The 16,519-nt window shown below is 43.9% G+C and carries 14 protein-coding genes; 6 read left to right on the top strand and 8 right to left on the bottom strand.

Translation table 11 applies throughout. From position 1 onward, the window contains the following. Positions 1–271: 271 nt before the first annotated feature. Complete coding sequence (locus DW657_RS05440; protein WP_296995451.1) at positions 272–1,168, top strand: Rpn family recombination-promoting nuclease/putative transposase; 897 nt, start codon at positions 272–274, stop codon at positions 1,166–1,168. A gap of 655 nt (positions 1,169–1,823) precedes the next feature. Here the strand turns inward: DW657_RS05440 and DW657_RS05445 are convergent. The 5 genes from DW657_RS05445 to DW657_RS05465 form a co-directional block, all read right to left on the bottom strand. After that, positions 1,824–2,252, bottom strand: a complete 429-nt coding sequence (locus DW657_RS05445) for a hypothetical protein (RefSeq protein WP_118311712.1) — start codon at positions 2,250–2,252, stop codon at positions 1,824–1,826. Between the two features lie 372 nt (positions 2,253–2,624). After that, on the bottom strand, positions 2,625–4,289 hold the full coding sequence (locus tag DW657_RS05450) for a right-handed parallel beta-helix repeat-containing protein (protein ID WP_118311713.1): 1,665 nt from the start codon (positions 4,287–4,289) through the stop codon (positions 2,625–2,627). 109 nt (positions 4,290–4,398) lie between these two features. Next, the gene (locus DW657_RS05455) at positions 4,399–4,875 is read right to left on the bottom strand and encodes a hypothetical protein (RefSeq protein WP_117661534.1); all 477 of its coding nucleotides are present in this window, start codon (positions 4,873–4,875) and stop codon (positions 4,399–4,401) included. 30 nt (positions 4,876–4,905) lie between these two features. Next, the gene (locus tag DW657_RS05460; protein ID WP_118311714.1) at positions 4,906–6,762 is read right to left on the bottom strand and encodes a RagB/SusD family nutrient uptake outer membrane protein; all 1,857 of its coding nucleotides are present in this window, start codon (positions 6,760–6,762) and stop codon (positions 4,906–4,908) included. A 31-nt stretch (positions 6,763–6,793) separates the two neighbouring features. Continuing rightward, positions 6,794–9,910 (bottom strand): TonB-dependent receptor, encoded by a 3,117-nt coding sequence (locus DW657_RS05465; RefSeq protein WP_233546619.1) that lies wholly within the window; start codon positions 9,908–9,910, stop codon positions 6,794–6,796. Positions 9,911–10,329: 419 nt separating this feature from the next. Between DW657_RS05465 and DW657_RS05470 the strand changes: the two genes are divergently transcribed. Further along, positions 10,330–10,680, top strand: coding sequence for a transposase (locus DW657_RS05470; RefSeq protein WP_118311744.1), 351 nt, complete (start codon positions 10,330–10,332; stop codon positions 10,678–10,680). Continuing rightward, positions 10,680–11,024 (top strand): hypothetical protein, encoded by a 345-nt coding sequence (locus DW657_RS05475; protein WP_118311715.1) that lies wholly within the window; start codon positions 10,680–10,682, stop codon positions 11,022–11,024. Before DW657_RS05470 ends, DW657_RS05475 begins: the two co-directional genes overlap by 1 nt. Before the next feature lie 62 nt (positions 11,025–11,086). Here the strand turns inward: DW657_RS05475 and DW657_RS05480 are convergent, their stop codons facing one another. After that, complete coding sequence (locus DW657_RS05480) at positions 11,087–12,535, bottom strand: ATP-binding protein (protein ID WP_118311716.1); 1,449 nt, start codon at positions 12,533–12,535, stop codon at positions 11,087–11,089. 265 nt (positions 12,536–12,800) lie between these two features. After that, on the bottom strand, positions 12,801–13,532 hold the full coding sequence (locus DW657_RS05485) for an HAD family hydrolase (RefSeq protein ID WP_118311717.1): 732 nt from the start codon (positions 13,530–13,532) through the stop codon (positions 12,801–12,803). 324 nt (positions 13,533–13,856) lie between these two features. Here DW657_RS05485 and DW657_RS05495 point away from each other — a divergent pair, with 324 nt between their 5' ends. The 3 genes from DW657_RS05495 (at position 13,857) to DW657_RS05505 (ending at position 16,041) form a co-directional block, all read left to right on the top strand. After that, positions 13,857–14,576, top strand: a complete 720-nt coding sequence (locus DW657_RS05495; protein ID WP_118311719.1) for a DUF6088 family protein — start codon at positions 13,857–13,859, stop codon at positions 14,574–14,576. Beyond that, entirely contained in the window at positions 14,573–15,550 is a 978-nt protein-coding gene (locus DW657_RS05500) for a nucleotidyl transferase AbiEii/AbiGii toxin family protein (protein WP_118311720.1), read from the top strand. Before DW657_RS05495 ends, DW657_RS05500 begins: the two co-directional genes overlap by 4 nt. Before the next feature lie 110 nt (positions 15,551–15,660). Then, positions 15,661–16,041, top strand: a complete 381-nt coding sequence (locus tag DW657_RS05505) for a hypothetical protein (RefSeq protein ID WP_118311721.1) — start codon at positions 15,661–15,663, stop codon at positions 16,039–16,041. Between the two features lie 109 nt (positions 16,042–16,150). Here the strand turns inward: DW657_RS05505 and DW657_RS05510 are convergent, their stop codons facing one another. Beyond that, complete coding sequence (locus tag DW657_RS05510; RefSeq protein ID WP_118311722.1) at positions 16,151–16,387, bottom strand: OmpA family protein; 237 nt, start codon at positions 16,385–16,387, stop codon at positions 16,151–16,153. Between the last annotated feature and the right edge of the window lie 132 nt (positions 16,388–16,519).

Here is a 16,519-nt window from a genome sequence, read left to right on the forward strand (position 1 = left end):
AAGGTGATACTGGGTCATCGTGACCTGCCTGGCGTGCAGAAGGCATGCCCCTGCTTCGATGCCACCAAGCTCCAGCCGCTGCTGGAGGTATAGGAATGGAATCAGAAAAAATCATCCCCCAACCTGCAAACTGCGGGCTGGGGGATTTGTATTATGTGATAGAAAGAGTTATGAATGTCTATCAGCCAGTTTTCCCGCTTTTTATTTGGTCGTTTCAGGAAAAAAGCGTAATTTTGCGGCGAAACTAGATGTTGAATTAAATGAATTGCGTATGAAACAGGTAGAAGAAAGATACATCAGCTTGCTGACCGACTTCGGCTTCAAGCGAATATTCGGAACGGCAATGAACAAGGATTTGCTCATTTGCTTCCTCAACAGCTTGTTTAATGGCAGACAGGTTGTGAAGGATGTGTCGTATCTGAATCCGGAGCATGTGGGAGATGTCTATACCGACCGCAAGGCCATCTTCGACGTGTATTGCGAAGGAGAAAACGGCGAGAAGTTCATCGTGGAAATGCAGAATGCCTACCAGGCTTATTTCAAGGACCGCTCCCTCTTCTACTCCACTTTCCCGATTCGCGAGCAGGCACCCAAGGGGAATGACTGGGATTTCAAGCTCAATCATGTCTATACTGTTGCGCTGCTCAACTTCAACATGAACGAGGATGCCTTCGACAAGGAGAAAATTCGCCATCATGTACAGTTGTGCGATACCGCTACCCACAAGATTTTCTACGACAAGCTGGAGTTTATCTATGTAGAGATTGCGAAATTCAATAAGACACTAGGAGAACTGGAAACGCTCTACGAAAAATGGCTCTATGCGCTGAAGAACCTCTATAAGCTTACCCAGCGTCCGAAGGAGCTGTGCGACAAGGTATTCGACCGTCTCTTTGAGGAAGCCGAGATTGCCAAGTTCACACCTCAGGAAATGAGGGAGTATGAAGCAAGTAAGATGGCATACCGGGATATCAAGAACTCCATTGATACGGCGAAGCAAGAAGGTCTTGCAGAGGGTATGGAAAAAGGTATGAAAAAAGGTATGGAGAAAGGTATGAACCAGAAAGCCCTGGATATTGCCAGGAACATGCTTGCTGATAGCGTTGACATCAATCTGATTATGAAGTATTCCGGTCTTACCCAGGAACAGATAGAAAAATTGAAATAAGATATTATCTTAGAGGTAACAGATAAGAAATCCCCCCATCCCATCGATATGCTGACTATTGCCTGGGGCTGGGGATAACATATCCCCAAAGCATAAAGAGGTTAGGTCAGTTTTTGACGGCGGATTGCAAATCCGCCGGAACGCCTAACGGAGGAAAGGCATATCCGGCGCTACGGAAAATTATCTTGGAGAAAGAGTAATCTCTCTCCAAGATAATTCGAAAAAGATGACGTAATGGATATTATTATGTCAACGTATAGTACATTTTCTATGGCATATTGAATATAATAATCCGCAAGGAACCATTACTTTAATTTTGCCTTCTTACATAACTTATACTGCACGCCAATTACATCGCCCTCCATTAGAGTCAGTTGTAGCGAAACAAAGTTTTGCCGTAAGACCTGCACCACTAGCAGCAAGTAGAACTTTTACTTTAGTTTCAACTCCTAAACATCCTACAGCGGTTCCGTAATTCCACTTGCCGAAAATATAAGTCTTGCATGTATATACAGGAGTTATTGCTGCATTTGACTGACAATAAAACAAAACATTACTATTCTCCTCTCTAGGCATAAAAGCGTCATATCCTTCTGTATTCCCATATGTCTCTATATGTCCATATTGATCCCCTAATGCTCTACTAGAAGTGAGTCTAGAAACAATGTTGCTTTTTTTTACTCTCTTGTATAGATGGTTTTACATCTGTCAGAGTAATAGGTTTCCCTTCTTTGTTGCATTTTGCAATGGCTTCATTGGCAACTTTCATCTCGTTTAATGCATTTTTGTACATTTCTTCGCTGATGCCCATCGCTTCCGCTTCTTTTTGTGATATAGTTAAACTATAAACACTATCTTTTAAAGATACAAATTCAGACAACTTTATGTTTGCTGCTCTTTGTTCTCTTTGCTTAGGAGTGAGTTCTGAAAAATCAGCCTCAGATAGTCCAAGTTCCGATGCAGTGCAAATGCTATTCTTTTCTGAAGATGCTGTTGATGAAATGTTCTGCTCTTTTTGTGAGCAAGACAAGAACAGCAGGGAGAAGAAGAATGCGCTGATTAATTGAAATTTAAATTTTTTCATACCGTCAATTGTTTGTTGATAATAGGTTTATTACTTAATGATTTCGGCTACAAAGATAATGAAAAGTTCGCAAAAACGAGAGATTTACTTCAAAAATCTACGCAAAATAACGTAAAAAGTCTGTGTGCTAATACTTTTATAAAAAAATATGCCCTCTTGCTTCGCAGCAAAAGGGCATACGCTTAGTTTTCATTATTTGATTTGTGTAAGTCAATAATTGAACCAAATTTAATAACTATTCTTATCGACCTATTTTTTTAAAACTAAATCTTATAAACCTAATCTTACAATAAGCCTATTCTATAGATCTAACCTAGTACAATTAAACTAATTTGATAGTTATTCAATTCTAAGTTATCCCGTATAAGATGACTAATAACTCAATTTTGTTGTCTCACCATTTGGGCTAATCACAATATTGTTCTTCACCTTCAAGTTATCTACCGAATCATAAACAAGAGGCTTGTCGTCCTGAGAACGCAGAGTGAATACATTGTTCTCGATGGTGATGTTGCGGTGAACAGCACCTGCCTTCTTGCGGTTTTCTGGATTGATCCAGATAGTAGAACTAGCGCAACGATTGAAAGTATTGTTGCGGATGATGAGATTGTGAACAGGACCCGATTCAAACCAGCTGCGAGCATCGTCTGCCACGAGAATAGCACTCATCTGCATTCCGTAGAAATAATTGTCCTCGATAACAGATGGCTGACGGGTGGTAATGAGAATACCACGAGTAGGAATACGGCTGAAGTGGCAACGTGCAATGTGTACACGAGGAGTCCAGGTGATATTCTCCACTACACGTGTTCCATTCTTCAATAGATTCGCTGGTACTGGCTTGGTGAGCGTAATCTCTATCTCGCGAGGAGAAACCATCTTGGCACTCTTTACCTTGAAGGTACCCTCAGCAAGAAGTGTTTCAGGATTTACGATTTCAATGTCATCGCCGCTGTGGAATGACTGGAAACCATAGGTCTGATGATGCATATAGCGCAGGAGCAGCTTGTTGGCAGAGGTTGCACGAACAATCTGCAAATGTGTTCCATGCACATTGATAGGGTCATCATGAGCACCGGCAAACTTGGTATCGGTAATATCTACCAGTCCACGGCAGCCGGAAATCTGGATAAAGTCGGCAAATCCTGCATTGGTTCTACCGCTTCCCTCTTCTGGTGCAAACCAGCAGCGGTGGATAGAAATGTTTTCAGAAACCTGACCTACAACACCGAAGTTGCTGAGATAATAGATACGTACATTGTCCAGACGAACATTCTTTGACTCCCAGATAAGTCCGCAAGCCTCACGGCGGATAGCGTCGCGCATCTGGAAGACTGTACCTACAGGAACGGCAGGCTTCTTGTTGTATTTGATATAGAGCTTACCAGGCTCCATCTCGCGAGCCTCTACCACATTGTCGGTAGGACTCCAGTCACGCCAGGTAATATCCTTGATAGGATCATACCACTGCGCAATACCTCTGCTGAAAGCCCAGCCACGTCCGTACCATTCTACTTTACCGTCCTTGATGCGGTATTGTGAGGTAGGATGAGTGCGGCATATCATATAGTCCTTACCATCAGCCTCCACGGTCATTTCGGTCTGGGTAGGATGAGCATTGTCAATATTAAGATTACGGAGTGTGATGTTCTGACAGTTGTCGATGACAAATGCCGACATCTCGCCGTCGAGCATCAGTGTAGAGCCATTACCGTCGATGGTTACATTTCGAAGGCCACGCAGCAGCAGGGCGATGTGCTTTGAAGGATCTGCACACTCAACCTCTGACGTAGTATTCGAAATATAATATTTGCGTACGGTAGATTCCTCACGGGTAATGTTCCATACACCGAGTTCCAGCTTCAAAGTTACTGGACTTCCCTTCATGGTAGCAGCCTTTTCCAATGCGCTGCGGATAGCATTGGCTGCATTTCCGTTCTGGCTGACGCTGATAACCTTCTCAGCAGCACTTACAGAAATGAACGACAACAGTAAAAGCGACAGGGCAATCAGTCTTTCTTTAATAGTATTCTTCATTATAATGATACCTTTTCTATTATTCTTAATTTTAAGAAAGCCCGAAATCAGAAAAGATTCCGGGCTTTCCCCTTTTTCTGGCTAACTCCTGAAATAGGAGCTGGCAAGTTTATTTATTAAAACTAACAATTTTAATAGTCCAGATCTTTGTGTTGCCATTGGCAGCCTTTACGCTGAACTTGCGTTCCTTGGTCCAATCGTCTGGAGTACCCAAGTTAGCAGTTCCCTCAACAGGAGTAATACGAGCTGCTGTAGAAACAGTTACCTGCCCCCACAACTTGCTCTGAGTTACCTGGTTGCGTACTTCTGTAGAGAAGTCGCCGCCAGCTTCAGGAACGGAAACACTTACGCTGATGACGCCATTCTCAGAGTCAACAGTACTCTGGCAGTTCAAACGCTTTTCCTTTACCACAGGCTCGCCAGTGATAGGATCCTTGTCTGTACTAGCCCAACGGTGGTAGAGCTGTACGGCGCTGATTTCAGCCTCCTCGTAAGAAGGCAGATCCTCCCAACTACATGCTGTAAGAAGAGGCATGCAAATCAACAGAAACACCCACTTGAGTGTTGAAAGAGATATCTTTTTCATTTCTATTCGATTTTTTGTTTATTAATAATATTACTCCCATCCTGGGTTCTGGTCAGATTCGTTGATGGCAGAGTTTGCCTGAATCAATGACTTTGGAATTGGGAAGAGATAAGAGCGTGTATCGAATGTACGCTTATCATTTGACAGCTGAACATTACCGATATAGAAAGCAGAGTGGTCTGGCTTAATCTCGATGAATGTTGCAGGTTCTGTAAGCTCATTGATTACGCTACCAGGAGCCTTGCCATCGTTAGCCTCCTGACCATACTTACCCCAACGCAGCAGACTGAAGTACCAGTCGCCCTCCCAGAAGAGTTCTACACGGCGCTCAATCTTGTAGTCCTTCCATGCATCAGCAAGAGTAGATGCCTCAGAAGCAGGAAGACCACCATGAGTCTGGCGGGTCAGGTTGAGAGTTGCTACTGCATCAGATACCTTTTTCAGACGGAGCTGAGCCTCAGCCTTGTTGAGCAGGCAACGGCCATAGCGGAAGATAACCTTGTGGTAATCCGTATATACATTGTAGAATGGACGTGGATCCCAGTTGGTATAGATAGACTTGCGCATTGCGTAGTTGGTCAGAGGCACGTGGTCGTTGGCGTAACGGTTGGTTGCCCAGCGGCTGAAGTTACCACGAGTGTAAGTGGTGATATTCTCGCCCAGGTAAGTAGAACCGTCGTGAACGATAGAAGCGTCGAAACGCTTGTCACGGTGCTGATACATCAGGTCGCTGATGTTGGTACCAGCAGTCTTTACCTTGAATGCCTTGAAGTACTGACCACCGTCAAACTCTGCATCATCCTTGTGCTCGATGCTGGCAATAGCCTCGTCGCGGCTGATAGGAGTGGTGTTGTTGACGAACTGTGAAGCCTCATACCAGCGTACTGCCTTACCAGTCTCCTGGTCGATAACCAGATAGTCATCTACAAGGTTCTGGCTTGGAGTGTGGTCGAGCCAGCACTCAAAGATATCTGGATTCTTGAACAAAGGTCCGCAACCGTTCTTCTCAAGGTTTGAGTTGAGCAGGTTAGGGATGAGGTTGATCATATCAGTACCCTGTACGGTTGTATTGTCCTTGCTCCAGTACTGAGCCAGAATGATCTCTGGTGAAGAGTAAGCACCGTTCTGGTTGAAGATACTCTCATAGTTGGCATCGAGTGAAACACCTTTGAGGGCGTCAACTGCGTCGATAGCCTCCTGATAAAGGCTCTTGCCTGCCTGCAGAGATGCATTGTCGTTGGTATAAGCTGCAGCTGTAAGGCAAACCTCAGAGAGGAATGCATAGCCTGCATTCTTTGTAAGGCGACCAGCTTCTGCCTCTTCTGGCAGGTTAGGAATAGCCTCACGCAAATCGGTCAGTACGTGCTGGTAGCTCTCTACGATATCCTTGGTAAGAGGAAGATTGAACTCATCGCCGGTGGTGAGTACACGGTCCACCCAGATATAACGGCCAGCCTTGCGAGCCAGGTCGAAGTAAATCATGGCGCGCATCATCTTTGCCTCTGCTGTAAAGCGTGCCTTGTAAGCCTCAGGAATAGAAGATTCCTTCATCTTCTCGATGATGAGGTTACAGTTACGGATAGAGGTAAAGCGGCTGTTCAAACCACAATCATAGGTGTTCTCGATAAGACCACGAGCCTCACCCGGACAGTCGGCACGGCAGTTCACCATGTTGTTGGTGAATGTCTTGTCCCATGTAGAGAACCACTCGTAAAGGTCGAACGCATTGCCATAGTTTCCGATGACGAATGCATCAACAGTACCCTGTGTCTCCCAAACAGTTGTTTCAGGATAGCCTTCTGTTGGCTTGGTGTCGAGGAAATCGCTGCAGCTCTGAAGGCCGAGGGCTCCCATCAACAGAATTGGCAATATATGTTTATGTTTCATAATGAATATGCTTTTTAATTATTGTTAGAATTTAGAAGCCGATGTTCACGCTGATTGTATATACTCTTGAAATCGGATATGTATAACCGCTACCTGAACCTGACTCAGGATCGAATCCCCACTTCTTGGCAGGGCTGAAGGTAAGGAGGTTGTAGCCTGCGAGAGATACATTACACTTGGTAAACCATCCCAGCTTGCTGAGAACGGTACGCTTCAAGTCGTAACCGATAGAGAGGGTCTTCAAGCGCAGGTAGTGAGCATCAACCAACCAGAAGTTAGAGCTTACGAAGTTGTTGTTGCCGTTGAAACCTGCTGATGCATGCTGACGTGGGTAGAGACTGTTGGTATTGTCAGGTGCCCAGATATCCTTCTGGAAATCGTAAATCACTGGCAAATAGTTACTGTTACCACCCTGGAGAATGCCATCTACATAGAGGTTGTAGTTGGTAGCACCCTGCCACAACATATTGAGCGACCATCCCTTGTATTCCAAATCTACATTGAAACCGTAGTTAGACTGTGGAGTTCCACCTGAACCCTGGCGATACTGGTCATCACCATCAATCTTACCGTCACCGTTGAAGTCGTAATACTTCAAGTCACCGGCCATCAAGTTGGTTGAGCCATTACGCTTAGGACTGTTCATAACGTCCTCATAGTTCTTGTAGAAGCCGAGGTTCTTGTAGTAAACACCAGAGTAAGCACCTACCTGTGTGCTGCGCTTATATGGGTTCTTCAATGAAGTCTCGCTCTCGTTAGGGTTGATGTTCCAACGGTCATCGTAGAAAGTGAAGTTGGCAGAAACACCATACTTCAAGTCACCGATGTTGTCCTTCCACTGGAGTACGAACTCAGCACCACGGCGGATGCTCTCACCGTCTGACTTCACGTAAGGAAGGTTCTTGCCCAGAGGAGCTGTATAACCTACGTTTGAAGGTGAAGCGATGTAACCTGTTGTAACCTTGGCAAAGTAATCGATAGATCCTGACAAGCGACTGTTGAGTGTAGCGAAGTCAACACCGATGTTGAAGTCCTTGGTGGTGTACCAGGTCATATCTGGACTGATAAGGCCACCCTCATAGAAGCTTGAGTACCACTTGCCGCCGAGGTAAGCACCACGGGTATTCATACCATAAGAAGATACATAAGCGAAACGTCCTACATTGCCGTCCTGACCGATCTCACCGTAAGAAGAACGGATCTTCAAGAGGTTGAGCACCTTGTCGATACCGAGGTTCTTGTAGAATGCCTCATCAGATACTGCCCATGCAGCAGAGCCAGAGAAGAAGGTTCCCCAACGCTTGTTCTTTGGGAAGTAATCACTACCGTCATGACGCATATTCACCTCGAACATGTAGCGAGAATCATAGTCGTACTTCAAACGGCCGATAAAGGCTGCACGGCGATAACCTACACCCTCTTGTGAACCGTTGGTAGCTGTATCTACAGGACCTGAATTCATCTGGTCAACGTCGAAGAGGTATGAGTTACGAGCCAAAGATGAGTTGTCGTAATCTGAACCGCTGGCCTCAACACCGAAGGTTGCACCTACAGTATGCTTCTCAAAGAAGGTACGAGAGTAGTCAACGAAGAACTGAGTATTGAAGTTGCTGCGGTAGTAAACGTTCTTGCTCAAGCTAGGCTTGTTGGCAGTAGCAGGATTGCCCTCCCAGTCGTATGTCTGTGCAGACTTATTCCATGTCTTGTTGCGGTCGTTCACGATACCGTAGCTGGTGAGCGCCTTCAGGGTAAGTCCCTTCACCCATGGCACCTCCCAGATCAGGTTGAGGTTACCACGTACAGAACTGATTTGCTCCTTATAGTAACCGCCATCACCGCTGATGTCAACGAGTGGGTTATCGGTAGTACCGCTGTAAATCTGTCCGTACTGGTTGTAAGCAGGCTCCCAAGGGCGCTTGTTCTGAATGTGCGACCATACTGTGTAATATCCACGACCAGAAGCAGTTGCAGGTTCCTTTGTATCCACGATGTAAGCATCTACACCCGTCTGTACCTTTAAACCAATCTGCTTGAAGGTAGCCTCCATGTTGGTACGGAAGTTGTAGCGCTGCATGTTGTTGGAGTTGGTGCGATAGATAGACTCCTGGTTGTAGTAACCCAGACCAGTGTAAATCTTCATCACATCATTACCGCCTGCTACAGAGAGATTGTGGCGCATTTCAGGAGCGAAAGCACGCATACATACGTCCTGCCAATCTACATTAGGATGACCCTTTGGATCAGAACCGTTGCGGAAGAGTTCCAATTCTTCCTTAGAGTACTGAGGGGCACGTCCGTCATATTCCAGACCGCGGTTCAGATAGGTAGCTGCTGTGTAAGAATCTACCTTATCCTGCAAGTCGGCTGGCTGAGAGAGTGTGTAGTTGAAGCTATAGTCAATATTCAACTTGCCTGTAGCACCCTTCTTGGTAGTTACCATGATGATACCGTTGGCAGCTCGTGCACCGTAGATAGCGGTAGCAGAAGCATCCTTCAATACAGTTACCTGGTCGATATCATCTGTATTCAAGTTCTGGAAGTCACGCTCCTCACAGATAATGTTATCGATAACGTAGAGAGGTGTGCCACCACCACGGATCTTGATAGATGCCTTGGCATTGATACCACCACCTGACTGCTGCACGATAAGACCAGGAGCACGTCCTGCCAAACTCTGTGTAATATTAGGTACAGGTACCTTAGCGATGTCATCTGCCTTTACAGAAGAGATGGCAGATGTAGTCTTTCTCTTAGAAGTAGTACCGTAACCTACTACAACTACTTCGTTGAGGGTTTTAGAATCTTCATAGATTACAACATCCAAAGGTTGACCTTTGAACTTCACTTCCTGTGTTACATAACCAATGTAGGAAACAACAATAGTCTGTCCGTTTTCTACACCAGAAATGGTAAATACACCATCCAGGTCAGTTACAGCTCCTGTCTTATCGGAACCTTTCACCTTGACCGTTGCACCAATAATTGGTTCACCAGCAGCGTCCTTTACCACACCCTTGCAAACAGCACCCTGCTGTGTTACCTGGGCTACACCAAATGTACTTGAGGAAGGAACAGTACTCGCATTGGCGCCACCTACTAAAATCGTAGATAGTAATAGGGTCATGCCAAACTGACTTTTTTTGCTCATAATTGTTTGGTTTTAATTGTTATATTATGTAGTTTTATAAGATAATCAGATTCTTAATAATATAATTGTCTGACTAAGTTTATATATTGATTCAATTAATAATTCTTATTGCTTAGGCTTATTATATTTAATAACCGGTTGCAAATTTACGATAAATTTTAATAAGTTGTCTAAAAAAAAGTTAATAAATGCAAATGGGGCGAAAAAACATATAAAACTTGCTTTTTCGCCCCTCTTTATCCTTATTTATATATAGGAGAGGGGCGTGGACTTATGATACACCCTCATCTTCATCTTTTTCTCTCTCCATACCTTTTCCTTTCCTTCTTTTTGAAAGAAAATCCCAGAAATTCTTGGCTGTTTCAATAAAAAAGCGTATCTTCGCAGCAGATAAAAAATGGATTTATGTGTTGAAGTATATGGAAGAAGTATTTAAAAATTTGCCTTCAGCGGAACAGAAGAAGATGCTCGATTATCTTGCAAAATTGCCAGATGTTCGTTATCTGAGTAGTGAGGAGCAGGAAAAATACGATGAAAGTATTAAGGCTGTTGATGATTACTACTCCGGTCTTTATGGCTCGTATGTTGAAGGCGAGGAAAAGGGTATTGCTAAAGGACGTGTGGAAGGTAGAGCAGAAGGACGTGCTGAAGGTGAATTGTCCAAAGGTTTGACTGTAGCCCGTAACTTGTTGGCAATTGGTATGTCTTGGCCTCAGATTATGCAGATAACTGGATTGACAGAAGAACAATTGAGGCAGCTTAAGTCGTAGTGTACGTTACAGAGTATACTAGCTTCCCTCTCAATCCTCAGATGCAGGCAGAACTCCTGGAGATTTCTCTCTCTACCGACCTGAAGGAATATTGCAGGCGTGGTTACAGCGAGAAGTCTTTTAACACCAGTGATTTGGTATGGAACGCTTCGCTGGCCCGTTCGTTCTGCAAAGGCAAGCTGACGCTGAAGGCGGAGGCTTTTGATATTCTTCAGAATCTGTCGAGCACCGTGTATGAGGTGGGCGGACAGGGCAAGACCGAGAAATGGAACAATACCCTGCCAAGCTATGCGATGGTGCATTTGATGTATAAATTCAGCAAGGCACCGAAGAGCAAGAAATAATTGTGGAAGTTTTGAGGTGGGGTGTGGCATGAGCCACACCCTTTCCTTTTAGGGGTTATCTTTTAAACAAACAAATCATCCATCGTAATCTGTTTCTGTACGATGTCGCTATGTTTGTTCTGCTTCAATCCGAAAGAAGTAATCAATGTGAGGAGAAGCGATTTGGAAGTCTTCGTCTCTTCAGTGAAGATACGAAGTTTCTCCTGCAATTTCTCCTCATATTCCTTGCTGATTTCGAATTCGCTCTTGTAGAATTTCATCTCACAGATGTTGATGGTTTCATCTTTCCGGTCTATCAGCAAGTCTATTTGAGCTCCCTTTTCTGTGTTGCTGCTTCGCCATGAGCAAACCAAGGTCTGTACTCCCGAAATTCCCAGGGCATGCTTGATTTTGTCTATATGGTTTAGACAAAGCATCTCAAACGACAGTCCTGCCCAAGTATGGTATAGCTGACTGTTCTGGGAGGATGACCAGAAACTGGAATCCTGATACTTGTTATGTCTGATGAACCGGAAGTAGAAGAGCGTATAGAAATCTACTAACTGAAATAAGGTGTTTCGCTTTTGGCGAATGTCGGAAGTCATCTTGTTGGTAGTGCTGAATGGTTCATACAGACGGATGAATCCGCATTGTTCCAATTCTTCCAGTACAGTAGAGAAGGCTCCGTTATCTTTTCCTCCCGATGCTTTGACCAGTTCCTGTCGGGTCATACCCATTCCTTTGGTAGCAAGGGCAGTAACCACGGCGATATGGTCGGCTGATTTCTTAAACAAAGCTCTGTATAAGTCGTTGAATTCATCTTTCAGTTCTGCATTGTCTGCGAAAAACAGCTGGTCGATGTTCTGTGCCAGACTTTTCGATTTATCCATCATAGACAGATAATAAGGTATTCCACCCATAACCATATAGCATTCTGCTATCTGTTTTCGGCTGTAGCCGAAGTGGTAAGCCTTGAAGTATTCTTCGCATTCGTGCAGAGTGAATGGTTTTACGATCAGATGATGGGTCAGTCGGTTATGCAAGCCACCACGGTTGCGAATCAGGTTGTTGATCATCCAGGATGTGGCGGATCCGCAAACGATGAGTTTGATGTCGTTGCGCAGTACAGCCCAACTGTTCCAGAAGTTTTCCAGTGCTGGTATGAATCCCGATTTGGCGGTATCCATCCATGGCAATTCATCGATGAATATTACTTTCTTGCCTTCCGGAAGTGTTTCTATGTATTGTGACAAGGCATAGAATGCCAGCAGCCAGCTCTTGAACGTCTGCAGAGTGGTGGAGTGGGTATATTTTTGCAGGGCAATGCTGAAGTTGACAAGCTGTTCGCCTTTGGCAACTCCGTTCATTCCTGTCATGAAGAAGGCAAAATGATCCTCTACGGCTTTTCTGATGAGAAAAGTCTTGCCTACACGTCGTCTTCCATAGACGGCGATAAACTCTGATTTATCGGAGTTTATATATTCATTGAGCAGTTTGAGTTCTGCTTCTCTTCCTATTAGTCTCTGTTCCATATCTTTCGTTATTTTCTGCGCAAAGATAATGCAAGCGAGCGCAATGAAAGCTTGCTTTCAAATTGCCGAGTGCAGCTTATCTTCTGCAAAGATAATGCAAGCGAGCGCAATGAAAGCTTGCTTTCAAATTGCCGAGTGCAGCTTATCTTCTGCAAAGATATAAAAAAATCCCCATTAGCGCAAATTATTCGTGGATAATCTGCGCTAATGGTATGAAAAAAGCACATTAGCGCAGATTATCTGTGCGAAACTTGCCCCAAGGAAGCTACAGGATGTCCAGCAGCTGCGCAAAGCGGGAGATGCGGCGGAGGTTGGGATGTTCAAACTCCTCTATCTTTTCGTGCGCCCAGGTAGTATGGAAAGGGATATGGACGGCAGAGGCTCCGATTTTCAATGCCGGCGCAATATCGCTCTTAAAGCTGTTGCCCACCATAAGAAGCTCTTCGGGCTTCACTTCCATCTCCCTGCAAAGACGGCGGTAAGCCTCGGGCTTCTTATCGCTCACGATACTCACCACATCAAAATAGCGCTGCAGCCCCGAACGCCACAACTTATTCTCCTGATCCATCAGTTCTCCCTTGGTAAAGACAGCTAGCCTGTATCTTCTTTCACCGGAAGAACCATCCTCCTGCCCTACTCTCATTTCACGGATGCTGGCAAGGGTAGCCTCAACGCCCTCCAGCGGTTTGGCATCAAGATGCAGAAGACTCTTGCCCAGATCCAGAATCTGAGCAATGACATTCGCCTCCACCTTACCATAACTCACCTTGATGGCATTTTCTACCAGCGAAAGGGTGAAAGCCTTGCAGCCATATCCCAAGTCAGCCATATTCCGACTCTCCGTTTCAAAGAGGGCTGCAGAAATCTCCTTCTCCTTGCCATAAGCAGAAAGAAGCTCGCAATATTCATGCTCTACCTCCTCAAAGTAATTCTGCAATGCCCAGAGCGTATCGTCGGCATCGAAGGCTATCGCCCTGATATCTTTCAGTTTTTCCATACTTTTCATTTCTTTTAGCTGCAAAGTTAATGTTTTTATCCGAAAAGGAAAACAAATTATTCTGCTTTCTTTTGCATATACCTATATTTTTCGTTACTTTTCCAAAAATTCAAATAAAGCAACAATATGAAATACCCTGCAAACCACTCAGCCCCTCTATGGGCATGAGTAGTTACAGTATTTTAAGAGGAAAAAAACAAGGGAAGATGAAGGGGTATGGGAGGATTATAGCATGAAAATGGTTAAAGAAACATATAAAAGTCAAGTTTATTGCGTGAAAAACAAGACTTTTATTAACTTTGCACTCGAAAAAAAGGAGAAAACATGGTTATAGCAAGACTGATAAAAGAGAAATTGTCATCCACCCCTGCTGGGGTTGTATTGACAACAAGAGACTTTGGGGTGGAGATGCGGTATCAGCCAGCACTCGCCAAAGCTCTCAACCGTCTTGTGCTCCAAGGCGAGCTACAAAAGATAGCAAAGGGAAAATACTATATTCCGAAGAAGACCATCTTTGGAAATCTAAAACCTGCAGATTCTGAACTTGTAAAGGACTTTCTGGAGCAAAATGGCAAAATTGTAGGTTACATTACCGGGACAGCCGCATTTGCATCCATGGGGCTGACAACACAGATAAGCTCATCTATCCTTGTCGGCACAAATAAATATAGGAGACCTATCACAAGGAATGGCGTCAAAATATCTTTCTTGTTACAAGAGAACGCCATAACATCAAGCAACATTCCATTACTTAGAATATTGGATGCTCTGCGCCTTATAAAGGACATTCCTGCCACTTCACCAGATGAATGTGTGATGAATATTTGCAAAGCGATCAATGCTCTTTCAAAGAATCAGAAGCAAGAATTGGCGGAACTATCCTTGGCATACACACCTTATGTAAGAGCTTTGCTTGGAGCCATCTACGAGAATATGGAACTTGAAACGGAAACCATCAGCAAAACATTGAATGGAGTGACCAGCTACAAGTTGCCAATCTCCGACAAAGTATTATCAAACAAAAAAAACTGGAACATCATATGAGATTACATGAAAACTGGGAATTGTTCTCTGATGCCTTGCAAGCTGCATCACAACCCGTAGAAGTTGGAGGACTTGGCATCAAGAGCATTTTCATTGAGAAGGACTATTGGATTTGTCGCTCGCTGTCATTGATGGCTGCGAACGACAAGGAGAATCGTGCCATTTTCAAAGGAGGAACAAGTCTTACAAAAGCATACAGTATCGGAAGTCGATTCTCAGAAGACATAGATATTGCTATTTCTGAGGCATGGACGCTCAGCGGCAACCAATTGAAGATGCTGATCAAGAGAACTGCCAAAAGCATGACGGAAGGTCTGCTGGAAATGGATATGCCTGGTTTTACGAGCAAGGGATCTCACTATCACAAGGCATACTATTCTTATCCAAGAGCTATTGATACATTACAAGTAGGTGCTATCAAAGCAGGACAGTTGCTTGTTGAAATCAATTCCTTTGCCAATCCATATCCTTTTCAGAAATGTAAACTGCAAAGCTTCTTGACCGAGTTCTTGCAAAAGACAGGCAACGAGAACTTGATAGAGGAATATGATATGCAACCTTTCGAGGTGAATGTTCTCGACAGGCGTAGGACATTGACAGAGAAACTGGTATCATTGCTTCGCTGTTCCTTAGCCGACAACTACTTGCCGGAGTTGACAGCCAAGATACGTCATTTCTATGATTTGCATTTTCTATTGAATGATGCAGAGACACAGAAATATCTGAAAAGCGATGCTTTCAAATCGGACTTCAACAACTTGTTTGCACAAGACCAACAGAGATTCGACAAGCCTGAAGGATGGCAAAACAAAGACATCATGGATTCTCCAATCATCTGTGACCTACATAATGTATGGTCAGCGTTAAGCAACGTCTATGCAAAAGAACTTCCAGACCTTGCCTACAAAGATATACCGACTATTGAAAGTATCGAAAATAGCATGGAGCAGTTGATTTCGTATTTGATAAAATAAACTGTCATGGCAAAGAAGCATAGAGGACATTACTGTAAGATTTGTGGTGAATACAAGTCGAATGAATCATTTTCTGGAAAAGGTCATGCCCAACACATCTGTAAGGGTGCATGGGTGAGATAAAGAAAGGTAACAAGAAAGTTTTGGACTTGCCTTTCGGGGATAATGAGTTTGAAATTGCTGACGCAGATGAATATATCGCTTCCGTTTTATATGGCAACAACGAAGAACGAGAAACCAAGACCTTCAAAAAACTCAGCCGTGAACAGAAAATGGTGTTGAAAGCGATAGTGCAAGATGAAGTTACGCTCTATTGGCAAGCCCATCGACAGATACCAGTAAACGACAAACTAAAACTACTCAGAAGTTCTGTCAATACTGTAGTATATGAACAGTTGGGCTTTGCCATAAAGGATGACACGATGTTCAAAGCTTACATTCAAGAGCAAGTTGTCGCTGTCATAAACAAGATATTGCGACTTGAAAAATAACAGAATAACCAATAGCAGAAAGAGCCCATTCATCACGAATGGACTCTTTCTTTTGATAATCATTGTTTTACAGATTATCCATTTTTATCGTATGAATGATACTTTACTATCAAACAAACAATCTAACCACCGTATGACGGTTGGCTGCAATTGGTGAATACTCATCAATACCACCCTCGCTTTTTGATATTATCATGGACTTGTCAATGCCTCTTGCCACAAGCTGTTGCGTGATATAATCCGCTCTTGACTTGCTGAGAGGATTGTTGATGCCATCGTTTCCTGTGGCACTGTCAGCAGCACCAACAACGGAAATTTCTTTATCTTTGTGGATAAATTCTTTCATTTTTACGATTTTAGACTAAAGATATTGACTTTTCACCCTTACAAATCAATTTTCACGAAAAACATATTATCTATACCTCGCCAACACAACAACATCTTAACAACATTGTAACACCTGTTTAAATCACCTGTA

It is taken from the genome of Prevotella sp. AM23-5, from assembly GCF_003473645.1.
In the GTDB taxonomy this organism is placed as follows: domain Bacteria; phylum Bacteroidota; class Bacteroidia; order Bacteroidales; family Bacteroidaceae; genus Prevotella; species Prevotella copri_A.

What these genes read in the sequence shown, in the direction of transcription:
- DW657_RS05465 (WP_233546619.1), bottom strand. Translation starts at nt 9,910, where the DNA reads ATGAGCAAAAAAAGTCAGTTTGGCATGACCCTATTACTATCTACGATT.
- DW657_RS05500 (WP_118311720.1), top strand. Translation starts at nt 14,573, where the DNA reads ATGAGATTACATGAAAACTGGGAATTGTTCTCTGATGCCTTGCAAGCT.
- DW657_RS05495 (WP_118311719.1), top strand. Translation starts at nt 13,857, where the DNA reads ATGGTTATAGCAAGACTGATAAAAGAGAAATTGTCATCCACCCCTGCT.
- DW657_RS05440 (WP_296995451.1), top strand. Translation starts at nt 272, where the DNA reads ATGAAACAGGTAGAAGAAAGATACATCAGCTTGCTGACCGACTTCGGC.
- DW657_RS05455 (WP_117661534.1), bottom strand. Translation starts at nt 4,875, where the DNA reads ATGAAAAAGATATCTCTTTCAACACTCAAGTGGGTGTTTCTGTTGATT.
- DW657_RS05445 (WP_118311712.1), bottom strand. Translation starts at nt 2,252, where the DNA reads ATGAAAAAATTTAAATTTCAATTAATCAGCGCATTCTTCTTCTCCCTG.
- DW657_RS05480 (WP_118311716.1), bottom strand. Translation starts at nt 12,535, where the DNA reads ATGGAACAGAGACTAATAGGAAGAGAAGCAGAACTCAAACTGCTCAAT.
- DW657_RS05510 (WP_118311722.1), bottom strand. Translation starts at nt 16,387, where the DNA reads ATGAAAGAATTTATCCACAAAGATAAAGAAATTTCCGTTGTTGGTGCT.
- DW657_RS05450 (WP_118311713.1), bottom strand. Translation starts at nt 4,289, where the DNA reads ATGAAGAATACTATTAAAGAAAGACTGATTGCCCTGTCGCTTTTACTG.
- DW657_RS05470 (WP_118311744.1), top strand. Translation starts at nt 10,330, where the DNA reads ATGGAAGAAGTATTTAAAAATTTGCCTTCAGCGGAACAGAAGAAGATG.
- DW657_RS05460 (WP_118311714.1), bottom strand. Translation starts at nt 6,762, where the DNA reads ATGAAACATAAACATATATTGCCAATTCTGTTGATGGGAGCCCTCGGC.
- DW657_RS05505 (WP_118311721.1), top strand. Translation starts at nt 15,661, where the DNA reads ATGGGTGAGATAAAGAAAGGTAACAAGAAAGTTTTGGACTTGCCTTTC.
- DW657_RS05485 (WP_118311717.1), bottom strand. Translation starts at nt 13,532, where the DNA reads ATGGAAAAACTGAAAGATATCAGGGCGATAGCCTTCGATGCCGACGAT.